This is a genomic window from Enterobacter sp. 2VL, assembly GCF_005503595.1.
GTDB lineage: Bacteria > Pseudomonadota > Gammaproteobacteria > Enterobacterales > Enterobacteriaceae > Enterobacter > Enterobacter cancerogenus.
The window spans coordinates 255261-273925 of record NZ_SCNE01000001.1 but is presented as its reverse complement, the minus strand read 5'-3'; the positions used below and the strand labels follow the sequence as shown (position 1 = coordinate 273925).

Below are 18665 nucleotides of genomic sequence, written 5' to 3'. Positions count from 1 at the left end.
TTATGATTCATGATCAAACTATCTATAGTGAAATTACGAAACACTTGGAGATAAGCGATGCAGCAGTTAGCCAGCTTCTTGTCCGGCATCTGGCAGTCTGGCCGGGGCCGTGAGCGCACGATTCATCACGCCATCAGCGGTGAAGCCTTATGGGAAGTCACCAGCGAAGGGCTGGATATGGCGGCCGCGCGCCGCTACGCCATCGAGCGCGGGGGCGAAGCACTTCGCGCGATGACCTTTATTGAACGCGCCGCCATGCTGAAGGCGGTGGCGAAGCACCTCCTGAGCCAGAAAGAGCAGTTTTATGCGTTGTCCGCCCAGACCGGCGCGACCCGTGCCGATGGTTGGGTGGATATTGAGGGTGGGATCGGCACCCTGTTTACCTATGCAGGCCTCGGCAGCCGCGAGCTGCCGGACGATACGCTGTGGCCGGAAGACGAGCTGATCCCGCTCTCTAAAGAGGGCGGATTTGCCGCCCGCCACGTCTTAACGTCAAAATCCGGCGTGGCGGTGCATATCAACGCCTTTAACTTCCCGTGCTGGGGAATGCTGGAAAAACTGGCCCCCACCTGGCTTGCCGGCATGCCCGCCATCATTAAGCCCGCCACCGCCACCGCGCAGGTGACGCAGGCGATGGTGAAAGCGATCGTCGACAGCGGCCTGGTGCCGGACGGTGCAATCAGCGTGATTTGCGGCGGCGCAGGCGATCTGCTGAGCCACCTGGACAGCCAGGACGTGGTGACGTTCACCGGCTCGGCCTCAACAGGGCAAAGCCTGCGCCTTCATCCTAATATTGTGGCGAACTCGATTCCGTTCACCATGGAAGCAGACTCGCTGAACTGCTGCGTGCTGGGTGAAGACGTCACGCCGGAGCAGCCGGAGTTTGCGCTGTTTATTCGCGAAGTGGTGCGTGAGATGACCACCAAAGCCGGGCAGAAATGTACCGCCATCCGCCGAATACTGGTTCCTCAGCGCCAGACGGAGGCCGTCAGCCAGGCGCTGATTGCGCGGCTGGAAAAGGTGGTGATGGGCGACCCGGCGCAGGAAGGGGTAAAAATGGGCGCGCTGGTCAACAGCGATCAGCGTGCCGACGTGCAGGCCAACGTGGATCGCCTGGTGGCCGCGGGCTGCCAGATTCGCCTTGGCGGAAAAGCCGACCTGAACGCCGCCGGAGCATTCTTCCCGCCGACCCTGCTCTTCTGCCCGCAGCCGGATGAAACCCCGGCGGTCCATGCCATCGAAGCCTTTGGCCCTGTCGCCACGCTGATGCCTTATCGCCATGCCGACCACGCAATGGCGCTTGCCCGAGCGGGCGGCGGAAGCCTGGCGGGCACGCTGGTCACGGCAGAACCCGCCACCGCGCGGCAGTTCATTGCCGGCGCGGCGCGCGCCCACGGACGCATTCAGATCCTCAACGAGGCGTCGTCAAAAGAGTCAACCGGGCACGGTTCACCGCTGCCGCAGCTGGTGCACGGCGGTCCGGGTCGTGCGGGCGGCGGCGAAGAGCTTGGCGGCCTGCGCGCCGTGAAGCATTACCTCCAGCGCACCGCGATCCAGGGCAGCCCTTCTATGCTGGCGGCCATTGGTAAACAGTGGGTGCGCGGCGCACAGGTGCAGGAAGACCGCGTACATCCGTTCCGCAAATACTTCGAGGAGCTTCAGCCTGGCGACAGCCTGCTGACGCCGCGCCGTACGTTGACGGAAACTGACATCGTGAATTTTGCCTGTCTGAGCGGGGATCACTTCTACGCGCACATGGACAAAATCGGCGCTGCCGAGTCCATCTTTGGTGAGCGCGTGGTGCATGGCTACTTCCTGATCTCCGCTGCCGCCGGGCTGTTTGTTGATGCGGGCGTCGGCCCGGTCATCGCCAACTACGGCATGGAGAACCTGCGCTTTATCGAGCCGGTGAAGCCGGGCGACACCATTCAGGTGCGTCTGACCTGTAAGCGCAAAACGCTGAAGAAACAGCGCACCCCCGATGAAAAACCGACCGGCGTGGTGGAGTGGTCAGTGGAAATCTACAACCAGCACCAGCAGGCCGTGGCCCTTTACTCCATTCTGACGCTGGTCGCCCGCCAGCACGGCGACGTCTGATCCCTTTCCTTCACCGTCTTTGCTGCCGGGTAACGCGACGTTTACCCGGCCAACGACGGCCTGCCGGGGTGTGACGTCACCCCGCTCTTTTTTAACCTGGCAAACCTGACAAATAACCTGGCAGATGCAGGCAAACGCTTTTCTCAGGCTGCTGTCAGGATAACGCTGACACAACACAATAAACGCAACAAGATGAGGTCTACGATGGGAAGCAATGCTACTTTTTCTGCCCGTAGAACGGCGCTGGCGATGGCCATTGCGCTGTGTTGCGCGTGGCAATCCCCTGTTTTCGCTCACGGCAGCGAGGCGCACATGGTGCCGATGGAAAAAACGCTGAAAGACTTTGGCGCGGATGTGAAGTGGGATGATTACGCCCAAATGTTCACCCTCTCGAAAGACGGTGCGTTTGTGAAGGTTAAGCCGGGCGCGAAAACCGCCATTGTTAACGGCAAGCCGCTGACGCTGCAGGTACCGGTCGTGATGAAGAATAACCAGGCGTTTATCCCGGAGACCTTTATCAACGATGTGTTTCAGTCAGGCCTTGATCAGACGTTCCAGGTAGAAAAGCGCCCTCATCCCCTCAATGCGCTGACAGCGGAGGAGATCAAACAGGCTGTTGAGATTGTGAAAGCCTCTGCCGACTTCAAACCCAATACCCGTTTCACCCAGATTGCGCTGGCCGAGCCGGAGAAAGCCAAAGTCTGGGACTTTGTGCTCAACGGCACGGCGGTGGACGCTCCCCGCCAGGCGAACCTCACCCTGCTGGACGGGAAACAGATCATCGAAAGCCTGGTGGACCTGAAGGATAAGAAGATCCTGCGCTGGGAAACCATCAAAGACGCCCACGGCATGGTCCTGCTGGACGACTTTGCTACCGTGCAGCAGATTATTAACGACAGCGCAGAGTTTGCTGCGGTGCTGAAAAAACGCGGTATCACCGACACGAAGAAGGTGATCACCACCCCGTTGACCGTGGGCTATTTCGACGGGAAAGATGGCCTGAAACAAGAGGACCGCCTGCTGAAAGTGGTGAGCTACCTTGATGTGGGCGATGGCAACTACTGGGCGCACCCTATTGAAAACCTGGTCGCGGTGGTCGATCTCGAACAGAAGAAAATCCAGAAAATTGAGGAAGGCCCGGTGGTCCCCGTACCGCTCACGCCCCGCCCGTATGATGGCCGCGACCGCATTGAAACAGCCAAAAAACCGCTGGAGATCATCGAGCCAGAGGGGAAGAATTACACCATTACCGGCGATATGGTCCACTGGCAGAACTGGGATTTCCACCTGAGCCTGGATTCGCGCGTCGGGCCGATGCTCTCTACCGTTACGTACAACGATAACGGTAAAAAACGTCAGGTGATGTACCAGGGATCGCTGGGCGGGATGATTGTTCCGTACGGCGACCCGGATGTGGGCTGGTACTTCAAAGCCTATCTTGATTCCGGGGACTACGGTATGGGCACCCTGACCTCACCGCTGGTGCGCGGCAAAGACGTGCCCTCTAACGCCGTACTGCTGAACGAGACAATTCCCGACTACACCGGCGCACCGATGGAGATCCCGCGCGCTATCGCCATTTTTGAACGCTATGCCGGGCCGGAGTATAAACATCAGGAGATGGGCCAGCCGAACGTCAGCGCCGAGCGCCGCGAACTGGTGGTGCGCTGGGTAAGCACCGTGGGAAATTACGACTACATCTTCGACTGGGTATTCCACGAAAACGGCACCATCGGCATTGATGCAGGCGCGACGGGGATCGAGGCGGTTAAAGGCGTGCAGGCGAAAACCATGCATGACGCCACCGCCAAAGATGACACCCGATACGGAACGCTGATCGACCACAACATCGTTGGGACCACGCATCAGCACATCTATAACTTCCGTCTGGATTTGGACGTGGACGGAACCAATAACAAGCTGGTGGCGATGGATCCGGAAGTGAAGCCGAATACCGCAGGCGGTCCCCGCACCAGCACCATGCAGGTCAATCAGTACGATATCGACAGTGAACTGCAGGCCGCGCAAAAATTCGACCCGGGCACCATTCGTCTGCTGAGTAACACAACGAAAGAGAACCGCATGGGCAACCCGGTCTCGTATCAGATTATCCCGTACGCGGGCGGCACGCACCCGGTTGCCACCGGCGCGAAGTTTGCCCAGGACGAGTGGATTTACCACCGTCTGAGCTTTATGGATAAGCAGCTGTGGGTAACGCGTTACCATCCCAACGAGATGTACCCGGAAGGCAAATTCCCGAACCGTTCAACCCACGATACCGGCCTGGGGCAGTACAGCAAGGATAACGAGTCGGTGAACGACCAGGATGACGTGGTCTGGATGACCACCGGCACCACCCACGTTGCCCGCGCGGAGGAGTGGCCGATCATGCCGACAGAATGGGTACATACCCTGCTCAAACCGTGGAACTTCTTCGACGAAACGCCGACGCTGGGTAAGAAAAAAGAGCAACAGCAATAACCATCACGCCGGGCGCAACGCCCGGTTTTTTATGCTCATTGATTTGATGAATAATCGAGGCTGCTTATAGTTAAAGATAAACCTCTGGCATGCACGCCCCCCCGGACGGGATCCCACCTTCATGGAAAAAAGACGCAATACGACGCCTGAACTCGCGACATGGCCCACCCACAAATCGATGGTGCGCCACGGTCTGGCAATGAATCTCCCGTGGCTGGCCTTTGTGAACCTGAGCCTGGCGGTCATGCTTCTGCTGCGTAACACTATCGTGGGCCACATGGATACGCTGCTGGGCGCGTCCAGACCGCTGACAACGATGGTCGACACCGCGATGCTGGGCATCATTTTACTTTCGGCCACGCTGGTGGTGATGGCCTGGCGGCATATTGCCGGTATCGGCATCGTGCTGTTTATCTGCAGCCTGCTGTGGTCGTTGTGCAGCTACTGGCTCATCGCGGTTGCCCAACTCCCTCATGCCTGGCCTGTCTATGTGATCCTGATGCTTGCGGGAATGACGGCGCTCTATTTTTACCCGTCAGGGCTGCTGGCATTTCTCCTGCCGCTGTGGATTGCGCTGCCGGTGGCCAGTATTGCGCTCAACCACGGGATTAACCTGCGCTTTGCCGTTATCTGGGGAGTGTTTACGCTCATCCTCGTCTGCGGGCGGTTTATTCTGCACCGCTGGTTTGAAGAGGCCTGGCGGCGGAACCAGCAGAATCAGCGCCTGATCCTGCGTCTGGACGCGCTCGCACATCTTGATGCGTTAACCCAGACCGCGAATCGCCGGGCGATGGAGACCCTGCTGGAGGATGCGACCGAACGCAAAAAGGCCTTCTCGCTGATCATGCTTGATGTCGATTTTTTCAAGCGTTACAACGACACCTACGGCCATCAGGCGGGGGATGCCTGTTTAACGTCCGTAGCCCAGGTGTTGAAGCAGTCGGTGCGCACGCCGAATGACGTGGTGTCCCGCTACGGCGGCGAAGAGTTCGTGGTGATCCTCTTCGATTGCCCGCTACGGGGAGCTGAGCAGGTTGCCCTGCGCATTCAGGAGAAACTGCGTGCCACCGCAATCCCGCATAGCGCCTCAAACGCCAGCGAATACGTTACCGTGAGTATGGGGATCGCAGAGATGGCCGAGGGGCTGGCCGGAACGGAGCTTCTCGCCCGCGCTGACGCCGCGCTGTACCGGGCAAAGGAGGCCGGGCGGGATCGGTGGTCGCTTTAAATGTCGCTTTAAATGAAGCCGGGTGGCGCTGCGCTTACCCGGACTACAAAACCCGCCACCCGGCTTGTTTTTTAATACCGCACGCACACCGACTTCGTTTCGCACCAGCCGTCCAGCCAGTCCGGGCCAAAGTCACGCCCGGTGCCAGACTGTTTCATGCCGCCGAACGGCAGGTTGGCATCGATCAGGGTATGACTGTTTACCCAGACGGTGCCGGCCTGCAGCCTGTCGGTGTATTCCAGCGCCTTGCTGATGTTTTGCGTCCAGACGCTGGCCGTCAGGCCATATTCGGTGTCGTTAGCCAGCCGTAACGCCTCTTCGCCATCCGCGACCCGCACCAGGTTGACCACCGGGCCGAAAACCTCTTCACGGGTGAGTCGCAGCGACGCGTCCGGGTTAACCACCAGCGTCGGTGAAACATAGTATCCCTTCCCGTCCGGGCCGCGGCTGCCGCTGATAAGCTCGGCCTTTCGGGAGGCGGCTTCATCAAGGAAGGTCTGGACCTTATCGCAGTGGGCGCGGGAGACCAGCGGGTTAATAAACGCCTGCGGCGACATGCCCGGCCCGACGCTGAGGGATTTAACCGCCTGCTCAAACCCGCTCACCAGCGTGTCAAACAGCGGCGCTTCGATATAGATGCGCGAGCTTGCCGCACAAACCTGCCCCTGATTAAGGAAGCTGCCGGTCATCAGCCCTTCAATGACCCATGCCGGATCGGCGTCTTTCAGGACGATAGCCGGGTTTTTACCGCCCAGCTCCAGCGTGACGCCCGTCAGCGTCTCTGCAGCCGTACGCGCAATCTGTTTCCCCGTCGCCGTAGAGCCGGTAAAACTCACCTTGGCTATGCGCGGATGCGACGTCAGGGCTGCACCGCAGGTGGCTCCGCTGCCGGTGATGACGTTGAACACGCCATCCGGAATACCCGCCTCACTCGCCAGTTCCGCCACGCGCAGCAGGGTCAGTGGCGTCGTCTCAGAGGGTTTGATAACGATTGAGCAGCCAGCCGCCAGGGCGGGCATCACTTTCCACATGCCGATCATCAGCGGGAAGTTCCAGGGTACGATCCCCGCCACCACCCCGACCGGCTCTTTACGGGTCCACGCCTGATAACGCGCCCCCTGCGGCAGCGGAATAGAGAGATCGAGCGTTTTGCCCGCAATTTTGGTCGTCAGCCCGGCGGTATAACGCATCCAGTTCAAGGTGCAGCCGACCTCAAAGGCGCGGGAGATGTTGATGGATTTCCCCTGCTCCAGCGTTTCAAGCTGCGCCAGCTCCTCGCCGTGCTGCTCGACCAGGTCGGCAAAGTGCAGCAGAATGCGCTCGCGTTCGGCGGGCAGTTTTCCCGCCCAGCTGCGCGAAACAAAGGCGCGCCAGCCAGACATCACTGCGCGATCCACATCGTCCACGCTGGCATCCGCCGTTGAGGCTATCACCTCGCCCGTCGCCGGGTTATAGACGTTCAGGCGTTTTTCGCCGTCAGACGCCACTTCGCGCCCTTCGATCCACAGGCCATGGTGACGGTCGAGAAACTGTTGCACGCACGGCAGAGCGGCTACCTGTGATTCAGACATCGGGTACTCCTTGGTTATTCTTCTCAGGATGTTAATGCAGTCTAAGAGGGGTTTTGCCATCCCGCTTTTGTCTGTATGACATTCGCTTTGCCACCTGTGACAGGCTCCGCAAAACGTGATAATTACCGCTTATATCGCTGTTCCGCATGAGCGTTCTTTCCTATAGTCAGCCTCGAAGGCCAGACAAAATGCAACACAAATGCAACAATGCGAAAACATTGACGGTGCGGCGAGAGAAACCATGGCGTGTGCGAGCGAACAGGAAAAGTATCAGCAATGGCTGGCGCAAATTAACCAGGCGTGCGGCCGGTTTGATGCGCGTCCTTTAGAGGGAGAGTTTATCGGTGAACTGGAAACCAGCTATGCCCGCAGCCTGAAGTTAAGCACCGTCACCGCAGCCGGGGTTAATCTGTTTCGCACCCGTCGGGAAATTGCCCACGGCAACGATGCGTGGTTCTATACCGTGTTTCAGCTCGACGGCAGCGCGGAGATTGAACAGGACGGGCGGCGCTCACGTCTTAAAACGGGCGATATCACCCTGCTGGACGCCTCGCGCCCCTGCTCGATTTACTGGCAGGACAAATCCCGCCAGATTTCTCTGCTCGTGCCGCGTCAGATCATTGAACAGCAGTGCCGCTTTCAGGAAGTGAGCTGCGCGCTCACGCTTTCCCGCAGCCTGCCGACCGTGCAGTTGAGCCATCGTCTGCTTCAGGAGAGTATGGGCAATACCGGGCTGAGTGAGGTCGAGAGCGAAGCGGCGCTGGAAGCGATGGTTTGCCTGCTGCGCCCGGCATTTCAGCAACGCGACGCAGTGCAGCCGCGCAAGGAACGTCAGTTCCAGAACGTGCTTTCCCTGATAGACGACCATATCCAGTCAGACGCGCTGCGCCCGGAGTGGATCGCCACAGAGAGTGGGATGTCGGTACGCAGTTTGTACCGTATGTTCGCCGAGAAAGGGCTGGTGGTGGCGCAGTACATTAAAAACCGTCGACTCGATCTCTGCGCGCAGATGCTGCGTTCAGCCGGCGACGACGAAAAGCTGGCGGGCATTGGCTACAGCTGGGGTTTTGCCGATCACAGCCATTTTTCTACCGCCTTTAAGCAGCGTTTCGGCGTCTCGCCCGGCGAGTACCGTAAACGCTGCCGCTAGTTTTTTTTAGTTCACTCTTTTTTCAGCCACTTACCGTTAATCCCCTTCACGTACTCGCCCGGCTGCGCACGGGCCACCAGCTTTTGCCCGGCCATTTTCGCCACTTCATCCACCGGCAGGTTGTTGCTGTCGGCCAGCTTTTGGTAGCTCTCGGTGCGTGCGGCATTAATGCTTTTCACCAGCGCCAGCGTGTCTGGATCCTGCTTAACCGGCGCCAGGTAGCCGCTCAGGGTTTCCCCCACCCGGCCCTGGGTGCGTGCTTCGTTTAAGGTCAGCGTCGCGGCCTGCACGTTCATTCCCAGCGCCAGTAAAATCAGTAGTAATCGTTTCATGGCATCCTCAGAACAGATCGCTGCGCGTTTTCAGCAGGGTTTCTACGTCTTTATCGACCTTGATGTGGATCTCATGCTCGATTTTGACGTTCATATTGATGGTGATCGGCTCTTTCGGTGCCGCCACTTCAATACGCGGCGTACAGCCCGAGAGCAGCACGGCAACGGCCACGGTGAGTACACCTGCCATCTTTTTCATTGTTGTTCCTCACTTTCCTTGCCGGTCGAACTGCGGATACCCGGTATGGCCGCATGTTGCTCAAACCATGTTTGCAGATTATCCCCGAAGCGCAGGCTGCGCCAGAGGGTAAAAACGTTCTCTTCGTGGGTGTAGTTCAGATTGACCGAACCGCTTTTGCCATCCACCCGGCTGGTTCCCTTGATCGCCGCCTGCAGGGTTAAGACCCCCAGATTATCGACATTGATCTTTGTCCACGACCGGGTGATTTCCATGTAGCGCAGCCAGTTGATGGCGGCCCCTGCGGCCATATTGTCTTTCACAATGGCGTCGGCCGTATCTTTGTCAATACGCAGCGTCATAGGCCCCGGATTGGTCAGCCAGCCGTCTTTGATAATCCAGCGTTCGTTGTCGAGCCAGAATGGCAGCGCTCCGCTGACCGGGCCAGACATCGTAAACTGTTTGGGATTCACCGCGCTAATCAGCTCGCTGGAGGAGATATTGTCCACGCGCAGCAGGGCCGCATCATGTTGCGGCATACGCAGCTGCTGAAGGGTGATTTTGCCGCCGAGCGTTTCTATCTTCACGTTGGTGAGCAGCAGCGGGTTGTCGTCGGTCCAGGGGTAGTCACCCTGTAAATCGGCGGTAATGTTGTGTGCGGACACCAGATTTTGCACTTCGCCAATGCGCAACGTCACCGGCCCCCTCGTGCCCAGCGACCAGGTCCCCTCGCTAAAGCGAAACGGCAGAACAAAATCGACGCCGTTGATCTGGTTGTCGGGCATCCACAGGCTACCGGCTTTTACCACCCCGTGGCCGCCCGCCTCAAAGCCCTGGTCCGCCGCCGCCGAGAAGGCCACCTGCGCGTAAAGTTCGCCGTCGCGCAGCGTCATCTTCCAGTCTGGCGGAAGCAGCGGCTGGAATACCGTGAGGGACTGCTTCGGCCACCAGGCCTGACCGCGCAGACGCTCACCGTCCCAGCGGCCATTGACCTGCACCGGCCCAATGGCGTCGGCGTGAAGATCCCCTTTGAACTGGAACAGGGTCGGGTCAGTCCCGTCGACGCTAAAATTCAGTACCGAGGGCGGCAGCAGGCTTCCGCCTGAAAAGGTGGTTTGTCCCGCTTTCAGCGACAGCGCCCCGCTGAAGGCCGGATGGGCAGGATCGCGCTGCCAGCGCACCGGTTTTTCCAGCACCAGACGCGGCTTGCTGACCAGCATCGTGCCGTACTGGAGCTTATCGAAACCGGTGGAGAGATCGGTCAGCGCAATCACCCGATCGCGCCATTCTCCTTTCCCTGCAACGTCCCATCGTGCGTTCATCGGCGTGAAGTTACCGTTGCCCCAGTAGCGCCACTGCCACAGCCCGCTGTCGGGTAAAAAATCTTGCGCCTGGCCGTCCAGGTGCAGGGTAAAATCGCCCATCTCGTTTTCATGAGCGCGTAATATCGCCTGCAGGCGGCCATCCACGCCCTTTTGCGTCAGCTTAACGCCCGCGAGCGGCCAGCGTATTTCGTCGATATCCAGCGAATCAATCAGGCGTCCGCGCGAGCGAAGCAGCGCGCCGGGGGCGAATTCCAGGATGGGATCTGCCAGGCTTCCGGTCAGTGTCGCCGGAAGTTTGGCGTAGAGGATCAGATCGTTTTGTTTCGCCTCGCCGCTCAGATGCAGCGGCATGTGGCTGTTATCCATGCTAAGCGTGCCGGGACCGAGAGTCAGTACGGCGTTGCCCTTCCCGGCATCACCCTTCGTCAGCACGTTCAGGCGTCCGGTGAAGGTCGCTTTTTCCAGCCCCTGCTGCCAGTTATCAATCTTCAGCCCAACGCGTCCGCTCAGCGGCAGACCTGGCTGTTGCCAGTTCCAACGACCGTCGCTGATGGTCAATTCCCGGGCGGTGACCTGCCAAGGCAGGTCGAGCAGCGGGTCGGGGTTATCCCTCGCCATGACCACCAGTTGCCCCTGATTGTCCGCCCACTCCAGATCGGCATCGACCAGAGACGATAAGTGTGGCACGTTGAAGGTGGCCTGCGCGTGCCCTTTAACCGGTGCGCCGTCCGGCACCAGCGGCAGGGTAAATTCACCCACCAGCGTCACGGGCTGCGGTTGGTCCGGCAGGTGAATGTCGAATTGCTTGATGGTCAGATTCTGGCCGCGAAGCTGCCCCTGAATACTCACCTGCTCGCCTTTATAGGTGAGAGTCTGGCTGGCCGGGGTTAAGGACGCGCGAAGCTCACCCTGCCACTGCTGCCAGGGGGAAAGCGTCAGGCGGTGGATCGTCAGCCAGGTGTTCGGCAGGATCGCCTGCCACTGGGCCAGGGTTTTTGGCGCGACGGTGGACGGGGCGGACTCGGGCAGTTTACTCAGACACGCAGAGTTCAGTTCAAGCGCGCCGACGTCCAGCGCCCAGCGGCTGGGGTGCGACAGCGTGACGTTTTCGATACGGGCAATTTCGCAGTCTTCTACCAGATAGCGGAGATCCGGTATAACGAGGGCGTTGCGGGTCAGACGAGGACTTTTTTCAAAGGCGATGCGCGTCCCTACCGGCAGCCAGATCCCGGCAAGGGTCGGTACCCATTGGGCGAGCGTCATCAGCAGCGTCAGCGGCAAAACGATCAACAGCAGTAGGAGCGCGATCGCGGCTTTGTATTTACCCCTCATGGGCAGTTAATATCCTGATTTAGCGAAAGAATTAAGCCGACATTGCCGATCATTGTCGCATGATTAGCCAGTCAGTTGAAGAGACTGTCATTTTTAAGGATAGATGCTCTATCATTATTCATAGAACTTATTGAATTCAATAAATTTTTATAAATTGTAAGATTATTTTAATCATGCTAACGTGAATGTAAAATCACTGGAGAAAGTCTTATGAAACTCGCGGTATATAGCACAAAGCAGTACGACAAAAAGTATCTGCAACATGTTAACGAGGCTTACGGATTCGATCTTGAATTTTTCGACTTTCTGCTGACTGAGAAAACTGCCAAAACCGCCCACGGCTGTGAAGGCGTCTGTATCTTCGTCAACGATGATGGCAGCCGTCCGGTGCTGGAAGAGCTGAAAAAACAGGGGGTGAAATATATCGCCCTGCGCTGCGCCGGGTTCAATAACGTGGATCTGGATGCGGCGAAAGAGCTGGGTCTGAAGGTCGTTCGCGTACCGGCCTATTCACCGGAAGCGGTGGCGGAACATGCCATCGGCATGATGATGTCGCTGAACCGTCGTATTCACCGTGCTTATCAACGTACCCGTGATGCGAACTTTTCTCTCGAAGGGCTGACCGGTTTTACCATGTACGGCAAAACCGCCGGGATCATCGGCACCGGTAAGATTGGCGTAGCCGCCCTGCGCATTCTGAAAGGCTTTGGTATGCGCCTGCTGGCCTTTGACCCGTACCCAAGCGCTGCCGCACTGGAGCTGGGCGTGGAGTATGTTGATATTCAGACGCTGTTCTCCCAGTCTGACGTGATCTCCCTGCACTGCCCGCTGACGCCAGAAAACTATCACCTGCTAAACCAGACGGCTTTCGACCAGATGAAGGACGGGGTGATGATCATCAACACCAGCCGCGGCGGTTTGATTGATTCACAGGCGGCAATTGAAGCGCTGAAAACCCAGAAGATTGGTGCCTTGGGTATGGACGTCTATGAGAACGAACGTGACCTGTTCTTTGAAGACAAATCCAATGACGTGATTCAGGATGACGTGTTCCGCCGTCTGTCGGCCTGCCATAACGTGCTGTTCACCGGGCATCAGGCCTTCCTTACCGCCGAGGCGCTGATAAGCATTTCAGAAACGACGCTGGGGAATTTGCAGCAGCTGGAGAAAGGCGAAGCCTGTCCGAATGAGATTGCCTGACTTTTCTCTCTAAATATAGATAATAAAAAACCCGCTGATGGCGGGTTTTTTAATGAATAAAGGCGTTATTTAAAGACTTCTGCTACTGCTTCAAAGTTAGGACCATGCTCACGCGCAGCGATAATAACGTAGTATTTTCCACCCTTCTCTTCAGCCAGTGTAGAAAGCTTTTTATGCAGATCGGAAGGTGATGAAATCTGACCGCCGGTTGCGCCCACGGTAACATTCCCTATGTATTGCAGTTTGAAGTGGTGTGCTTCATCTTTAGAAATCAGATCGGCAGCGGATGCACCGAAGCTTGCCATTGTGAAGGCCAGAACAGTCCCTAATAGTGCTTTTTTCATATCATTCCTCCTGTTGATTACTCTACATATTCAACTTATGAATAATCCATGTAAATGATCCGTATCAATAATGTAGATTAGATGGGATTTTTTTCCAGTGTTACAGAATCTCCATTAAGAGCGACATTGCGTTTTTGCTGATCGTCTTTAACGCTGCAACGCGTCGTTTTACCCGCAACCCTTTGTCCTGATACTTTCGACAATCTGCGACTACACATCAACCGTGCGGCCTGTTCCTGCGTGCGCGCAGGATTCTAATGCCTCTGAGGATTGCACCCAATGCTAACTAACTCCATCAAAATATAGATAAGAGACGAGATGAACAGAAGTGAGGATAAGACAATCGCGGCCAGAAAAATCACGGGAAACTCCATGTAATAAATTTCAATCCGTAAGAAATTCTAGATCCTTTTTTTAGTTTGTCACGGAAGTGCAATAAATTATGCTGCACATCGCTGAGATCGGCATGGGTAAATCCATAATTATAACTGGGATTACTCATGACCGTACGTCAACGTGTTATAACATACTGTCAATTTCTCAGGTTTTAAAAAAAGTTATGCAATAACGCACGGTTAACAATTCTCATGCTATTTTAGAAGAAACTCCTTAGACACGTTCACTATGCTAACAACGCTTATTTATCGAAGCCACCTCCAGTCGGGCGCATCATTTCAATCAATAAAAGATATGGTCAGCACGGCCAATACTCACAACGAGAAAGTGGGGATTACTGGCGTTTTGCTTTTCAACGGCACGCATTTTTTGCAGCTTCTGGAAGGTGAAGAGGTTGCAGTGATGCAACTGTACGAAAAGATTCGCCGCGATGTCCTTCATTCTAACATTGTCGAACTTTTACGCGATTATGCCCCTTATCGTCGTTTCGGTGGAGCAGGCATGGAATTAATCGACATCAGGCTGTATGACAAAGATGAGTGTCTTGACAGAGTTCTTCAACATGGAACCACTCAACATAAGTTACTCTATAATGATAGGGCTTTGCGATTTTTTCGCACTTTTATCGATTCAGTGGAAACTGACAGTTACTATCAATTGCCGGATAGTTTCAGCTGGTACTTTTCGCCGCAACATATTGAGATTGAAGAAATTGATAGGGTTTCCATTGATAATATCCAGGTGGTGATAGATCCTCTCGCAGGCCAAATACATTCATTCGTATTAAGTGCCAAAAATGAAAGCCCACTTAGTGAAGCAGATCATTTATCTTTTGATTTGGAATCGAAACATGAATTGTTAAAAACTGCTGGAAAGATAACTACTGCTTCGCAAAGGGTGTCAGTTTCACTCCTGCCCTTGACCTTGACCAGAGTGCCCGGTGCAATTGATATACTCCTTGGTTATATTAAAGAAAGTAGCATTTATCCAGAGCAAATTATTGTCGAATTTTCTGAAAGCGAAATAATTCCAGAGATTGATGAGTTCGCTGACGCCATCAGGAAATTGAAGAGTTGTGGTGTAAGCGTTGCCGTCAAAGACTTTGGAGCAGGCAACGCAGGATTATTACTCCTTTCTAAATTTCAACCTGAAAAACTTAAGATTCATCCTCAATTGATAAAGCATATTCATGAAGATGGTTCTAAACAAGCGATTCTTCAAAGCTTAATCCGCTGCTGCGAGCTATTAGAAATAAGAATTTGCGCGACTGGAATAGAACTTGCCGAAGAGTGGATGTGGCTTGAGTCAGCGGGAATATTTTGTTTTCAGGGGGGGCTTTTTTCACACTACAGCAGACATGAACATTTAACAATTCATTGGCCTGAACTCGTCGAACAGCATATATCTTCGTAGAATTATTGAAATTATCGCTGTAAGCGATCAGATATCTTAAGCAGAGATTATAATGGTTAACTTATCCACAGATTCTGTGGGTAAGTTCTGTACTAAATCGACTAAAAGAGTGTCATCCCTGACAGTTTCTCCGGCCGATAAACGTTTTCACGTTACCGATGAGGTTGCTTCGTCGTGATTACCGGCCAGAGCCGGTCTGCGTCCTATCCTGCTAATTCTAGTCTTCGTTAAGGCCCACAAGGGTTTGAAGATATGGCATCCTTAACTCATCGTCGCGATTGAGTGTCTTGAATCTCATGAGCCAGGTGTTGGCCTCCGAGAGTTCCTTCAATCTACCTTCATCATCAACGTCTTGAGTCATTCGATTCAACATGCTAATGAGAGAGGCGACATTAATCTCCTTTCTCACAAGAGCAAGTCTAAGTGCCGCTTCACCAATGATGGCATAGCCTTTTTCGTCGTCTTGAAATATCACAGTTAAGCCTCCTTGGTACGATTTCATAAACCTCAGAATTAACTCTAGATGCAGAAGGCATTGAATTTAGAAAATTAGTCCTATTCTTATGTTTTGATTCCTTATAACGACAAAATTGAAATCATATATTGCAGCACTGAAAAAGCCCTGGCAGCACAGCTTTACATCTGTTCATACACATTGCTTAAGATTAGAGTAACGTTGAAATTAATATACCCGCATGCTACCCTGTACATCCATACACTATCAGGAGGTGCTTTGGAACAAGATGAAATAGATGGAACTGAAGAATTTAATGCCCTTATAGGCGTTGTTGTTGCGGGGTTACTCGAAAAAAATGATGCCGTTACCTTACAGCTATTAATTGAAGCGCTTTATCAAGTTTGTATGGATTGTGAAGACGAAAAAATCATGATGCAATGTCTTGAAGCGATTCTGACCCTCAAAAAGACATTACATTAGGTTGCATTAGTCAGTAGACATAAATGATACATGACATTGCACTATACTGGTAGGCAATTGCCATTATTACGACTCTTGCTGTTACAATCTGGTCAACGTGATGATGAGTTCTCTCCCGTTGTAATTGAAAGTTTGGTTCAGATTGCTGGACACATTTATACTACGTTGCAGAGCGCTTCGCTTAATCTCATTTAATATTATTTCGTTTACAGAATAAATATTCAAAAACCCCGATACGAAATACATTCCTTGTATGATCCTTGATTGCTCGAAACCCATAGCAAAAAGCACTAAGGCATTTGCGATTCCCTGGGCTTCTTCAAGCGAATTGATTACGATCCTTTCTCCGTCCACTACCCTGACTCCATTATGTTTTTTCCTCTAACAATATAGACTGCCTCGGGAAAAATGTGAGGGCACTATGCTAAGTTTGTATCAAACCCTCATCTGCAGACTATCTTTCGTTCACGTAATGACAGATTGAAGGGAAAGAACCGGGCATTATGCCCGGTTCACTTACGTTAAATTATACCTAATCACTCAATCCACGATTTTCCAGCATCGGCTCTATTCTCGGATCGTGCCCGCGCCACTGACGATAAAGTTCAGCTAAATCCGTACTATTGCCGCGCGACAAAATCGCCTCGCGGAATTTTTGCCCGTTCTCGCGCGTCAAACCCCCCTGCTCGACAAACCACTGATAACCGTCGTCCGCCAGCATTTGCGTCCAGAGATAGGCGTAATACCCCGCCGCATAGCCGCCGCCGAAGATATGGGCGAAATAACTGCTGCGATAGCGTGGCGGGATGGCGGGAAGATCCAGCCCTTCCTTTTTCAGCGCCTCGGCTTCAAACGATTCTACGTTATCAACGGTGTCGCGAATGCTGTGCCAGTTCATGTCCAGCAAGGCAGCGCTGAGCAACTCCGTCATGTCGTAGCCCTTGTTGAACTGGGTGGCGTTCAGCATTTTATCCCGCAGGGCATCCGGCATGGGTTCCTGGGTCTGATAATGACGGGCATAGTGCGCAAACACGCGCGGGTGGCTGGCCCAGTGTTCGTTGATTTGCGACGGAAACTCAACAAAGTCTCGCGGCGTATTGGTGCCAGAAAGCGTAGCGTAGCGCTGGCTGGCAAACAGGCCGTGTAGCGTATGACCAAACTCGTGAAACAGCGTGATGACATCATCCCAGGAGAGAAGTGCCGTCTGGCCGGTAGCGGGTTTTTGGTAGTTGCACACGTTGTAGATCACCGGGCGGGCGGAAGACTCAAAGGATTGTTCGACAAAATTGCCCATCCACGCCCCGCCGCTTTTTGAGTCGCGGGCGAAGAAGTCACCGTAGAACAGCGCCATCCCCTCGCCGGTGTGGTCAAAAATTTCCCATACGCGCACGTCCGGGTGATACACCGGGATGTCAAAACGCTCAACAAAACGAATGCCAAACAGCTCGCTGGCAGCCCAGAACACGCCGTCGTGCAGGACGGTATTGAGCGCAAAGTAAGGTTTGATTTGCGACTCATCGAGCGCGTATTTTGCCGAGCGCACGCGCTCGGCGTAGTAGGCCCAGTCCCATGCTTCAACGGTAAAACCGCCCTGCTCGTCGTCAATCACCTTCTGGATATCAGCCTGTTCACGCGCCGCCCGCCCTCGCGCCGCAGGCACGATCCCCCGCATAAAGGCCAGCGCGGCGGCAGACGTTTTCGCCATCTGGTCAGCGGTGCTCCAGCTTGCGTAATCCTCAAATCCGAGCAGCTGAGCCTGCCGCGCGCGCAGCGACGCAAGACGGCGGATCAGCTCGCGGGTATCGTTTTCATCGCCTTTTTGGGTGCGATCCCATCCGGCCTTGAACAGACGTTCACGCGTCTGGCGATTGCGCAGCGCGGCGAGGGCGGGCTGTTGCGTGGTATTAAGCAGCGGGATCAGCCAGCGATCGCGAAGACCTTTTTCCGTTGCGGCCTGCGCGGCGGTGCCAATCTGGTCCGCGCTCAGGCCATCGAGTTGTTGAACATCGTCCACCACCAGCCCGCCCGCGTTGTCTGCGGCGAGTAAACGCTGGTTAAAGCGGCTGGTCAGCGAGGCGGATTCCGTATTCAGCGTTTTGAGCTCCGCTTTTTCGGCAGCGTTAAGGCGTGCGCCCGCAAGGACAAAGTGCTGCCAGGTCTCTTCCACCAGACGACGGGATTCCGCATCCAGCGCGGCGCGATCCTGCCAGACGCGCTCGACGCGGGAGAAAAGCGTGTCGTTAAGCCAGATATCGTTTGCCAGCTCCGCCAGCTCGGTTGAGAACTGCTCATCCAGCGCCTGCAGATCATCGTTGGTGTGCGCGGAGGTCATGGCAAAAAAGACGCTGCTGACGCGTGATAGCATCGCGCCGCTTTTCTCCAGCGCCAGCACGGTGTTGTCAAAATCCGGTGGGGACGTTTGGGCGATAATAGCGTCGATGTCAGCACGCTTCTGGCGCAGGGCTTCGTCGAATGCCGGGCGATAGTGGCTGTCTTCAATAAGATCGAATCGCGGTGCCTGATACGGCAGCAGGCTGATGTCAAAAAAAGGATTGTTGACCGACATTTTTCACTCCTCAGAACAGTGTATTCCCCCAGAGTAGGCCAGGCCGTCAGCGCCTGCAATGCCATCATACAAATGTAGCCTTAACGGGCCGCCCGCGAGCGTGCTATGGTAGTAC

14 protein-coding genes are annotated in these 18665 nt (G+C 55.0%); 7 read left to right on the top strand and 7 right to left on the bottom strand.

Annotated elements, in window-relative coordinates:
* Positions 1 to 57: 57 nt before the first annotated feature.
* From paaZ to FFS28_RS01355, 3 genes are all read left to right on the top strand, one after another.
* Positions 58 to 2097 carry a phenylacetic acid degradation bifunctional protein PaaZ gene (gene paaZ, locus FFS28_RS01365; RefSeq protein WP_137848533.1) on the top strand — a complete coding sequence of 680 codons (2040 nt, stop codon included), beginning with the start codon at positions 58 to 60 and terminating at the stop codon, positions 2095 to 2097.
* A 204-nt stretch (positions 2098 to 2301) separates the two neighbouring features.
* Positions 2302 to 4578 carry a primary-amine oxidase gene (gene tynA / locus FFS28_RS01360; RefSeq protein WP_137848532.1) on the top strand — a complete coding sequence of 759 codons (2277 nt, stop codon included), beginning with the start codon at positions 2302 to 2304 and terminating at the stop codon, positions 4576 to 4578.
* Between the two features lie 121 nt (positions 4579 to 4699).
* Positions 4700 to 5806, top strand: a complete 1107-nt coding sequence (locus FFS28_RS01355) for a GGDEF domain-containing protein (protein WP_137848531.1) — start codon at positions 4700 to 4702, stop codon at positions 5804 to 5806.
* Between the two features lie 71 nt (positions 5807 to 5877).
* Here FFS28_RS01355 and FFS28_RS01350 read toward each other — a convergent pair whose 3' ends face one another.
* Positions 5878 to 7377, bottom strand: a complete 1500-nt coding sequence (locus FFS28_RS01350; protein WP_137848530.1) for an aldehyde dehydrogenase family protein — start codon at positions 7375 to 7377, stop codon at positions 5878 to 5880.
* Between the two features lie 241 nt (positions 7378 to 7618).
* On the opposite strand from FFS28_RS01350, the gene feaR reads away from it, so the two are divergent.
* Positions 7619 to 8527 (top strand): transcriptional regulator FeaR, encoded by a 909-nt coding sequence (gene feaR, locus FFS28_RS01345; protein ID WP_042320537.1) that lies wholly within the window; start codon positions 7619 to 7621, stop codon positions 8525 to 8527.
* Positions 8528 to 8538: 11 nt separating this feature from the next.
* Here the strand turns inward: feaR and FFS28_RS01340 are convergent, their stop codons facing one another.
* Genes FFS28_RS01340 through FFS28_RS01330 form a run of 3 tightly spaced genes read right to left on the bottom strand, consistent with a single transcriptional unit; the run spans position 8539 to position 11694 of the window.
* Positions 8539 to 8859, bottom strand: coding sequence for a YdbL family probable chaperone protein (locus tag FFS28_RS01340; RefSeq protein ID WP_006175057.1), 321 nt, complete (start codon positions 8857 to 8859; stop codon positions 8539 to 8541).
* A 7-nt stretch (positions 8860 to 8866) separates the two neighbouring features.
* The gene (locus FFS28_RS01335; RefSeq protein WP_006175056.1) at positions 8867 to 9058 is read right to left on the bottom strand and encodes a YnbE family lipoprotein; all 192 of its coding nucleotides are present in this window, start codon (positions 9056 to 9058) and stop codon (positions 8867 to 8869) included.
* Positions 9055 to 11694 carry a YdbH family protein gene (locus tag FFS28_RS01330; RefSeq protein WP_137848529.1) on the bottom strand — a complete coding sequence of 880 codons (2640 nt, stop codon included), beginning with the start codon at positions 11692 to 11694 and terminating at the stop codon, positions 9055 to 9057. Before FFS28_RS01330 ends, FFS28_RS01335 begins: the two co-directional genes overlap by 4 nt.
* A 210-nt stretch (positions 11695 to 11904) precedes the next feature.
* Here FFS28_RS01330 and FFS28_RS01325 point away from each other — a divergent pair, with 210 nt between their 5' ends.
* Positions 11905 to 12894, top strand: coding sequence for a 2-hydroxyacid dehydrogenase (locus tag FFS28_RS01325; protein ID WP_006175054.1), 990 nt, complete (start codon positions 11905 to 11907; stop codon positions 12892 to 12894).
* 65 nt (positions 12895 to 12959) lie between these two features.
* On the opposite strand, the gene FFS28_RS01320 is transcribed toward FFS28_RS01325, so the two are convergent.
* On the bottom strand, positions 12960 to 13238 hold the full coding sequence (locus FFS28_RS01320; RefSeq protein WP_137848528.1) for a YdgH/BhsA/McbA family protein: 279 nt from the start codon (positions 13236 to 13238) through the stop codon (positions 12960 to 12962).
* A gap of 624 nt (positions 13239 to 13862) precedes the next feature.
* Here FFS28_RS01320 and FFS28_RS01315 point away from each other — a divergent pair.
* Positions 13863 to 15047, top strand: a complete 1185-nt coding sequence (locus tag FFS28_RS01315; RefSeq protein WP_137848527.1) for a diguanylate phosphodiesterase — start codon at positions 13863 to 13865, stop codon at positions 15045 to 15047.
* 217 nt (positions 15048 to 15264) lie between these two features.
* Here the strand turns inward: FFS28_RS01315 and FFS28_RS01310 are convergent, their stop codons facing one another.
* On the bottom strand, positions 15265 to 15522 hold the full coding sequence (locus FFS28_RS01310; RefSeq protein ID WP_137848526.1) for a hypothetical protein: 258 nt from the start codon (positions 15520 to 15522) through the stop codon (positions 15265 to 15267).
* 258 nt (positions 15523 to 15780) lie between these two features.
* Between FFS28_RS01310 and FFS28_RS01305 the strand changes: the two genes are divergently transcribed.
* A complete protein-coding gene (locus FFS28_RS01305) occupies positions 15781 to 15984 on the top strand; it encodes a hypothetical protein (protein ID WP_137848525.1) in 204 nt (67 codons plus the stop codon).
* A gap of 532 nt (positions 15985 to 16516) precedes the next feature.
* Here the strand turns inward: FFS28_RS01305 and dcp are convergent.
* Entirely contained in the window at positions 16517 to 18550 is a 2034-nt protein-coding gene (gene dcp, locus FFS28_RS01300; RefSeq protein ID WP_137848524.1) for a peptidyl-dipeptidase Dcp, read from the bottom strand.
* Between the last annotated feature and the right edge of the window lie 115 nt (positions 18551 to 18665).

Coding starts and splice junctions, on each gene's coding strand:
- paaZ (WP_137848533.1), top strand. CDS start 58: ATGCAGCAGTTAGCCAGCTTCTTGTCCGGCATCTGGCAGTCTGGCCGG.
- tynA (WP_137848532.1), top strand. CDS start 2,302: ATGGGAAGCAATGCTACTTTTTCTGCCCGTAGAACGGCGCTGGCGATG.
- FFS28_RS01355 (WP_137848531.1), top strand. CDS start 4,700: ATGGAAAAAAGACGCAATACGACGCCTGAACTCGCGACATGGCCCACC.
- FFS28_RS01350 (WP_137848530.1), bottom strand. CDS start 7,377: ATGTCTGAATCACAGGTAGCCGCTCTGCCGTGCGTGCAACAGTTTCTC.
- feaR (WP_042320537.1), top strand. CDS start 7,619: ATGGCGTGTGCGAGCGAACAGGAAAAGTATCAGCAATGGCTGGCGCAA.
- FFS28_RS01340 (WP_006175057.1), bottom strand. CDS start 8,859: ATGAAACGATTACTACTGATTTTACTGGCGCTGGGAATGAACGTGCAG.
- FFS28_RS01335 (WP_006175056.1), bottom strand. CDS start 9,058: ATGAAAAAGATGGCAGGTGTACTCACCGTGGCCGTTGCCGTGCTGCTC.
- FFS28_RS01330 (WP_137848529.1), bottom strand. CDS start 11,694: ATGAGGGGTAAATACAAAGCCGCGATCGCGCTCCTACTGCTGTTGATC.
- FFS28_RS01325 (WP_006175054.1), top strand. CDS start 11,905: ATGAAACTCGCGGTATATAGCACAAAGCAGTACGACAAAAAGTATCTG.
- FFS28_RS01320 (WP_137848528.1), bottom strand. CDS start 13,238: ATGAAAAAAGCACTATTAGGGACTGTTCTGGCCTTCACAATGGCAAGC.
- FFS28_RS01315 (WP_137848527.1), top strand. CDS start 13,863: ATGCTAACAACGCTTATTTATCGAAGCCACCTCCAGTCGGGCGCATCA.
- dcp (WP_137848524.1), bottom strand. CDS start 18,550: ATGTCGGTCAACAATCCTTTTTTTGACATCAGCCTGCTGCCGTATCAG.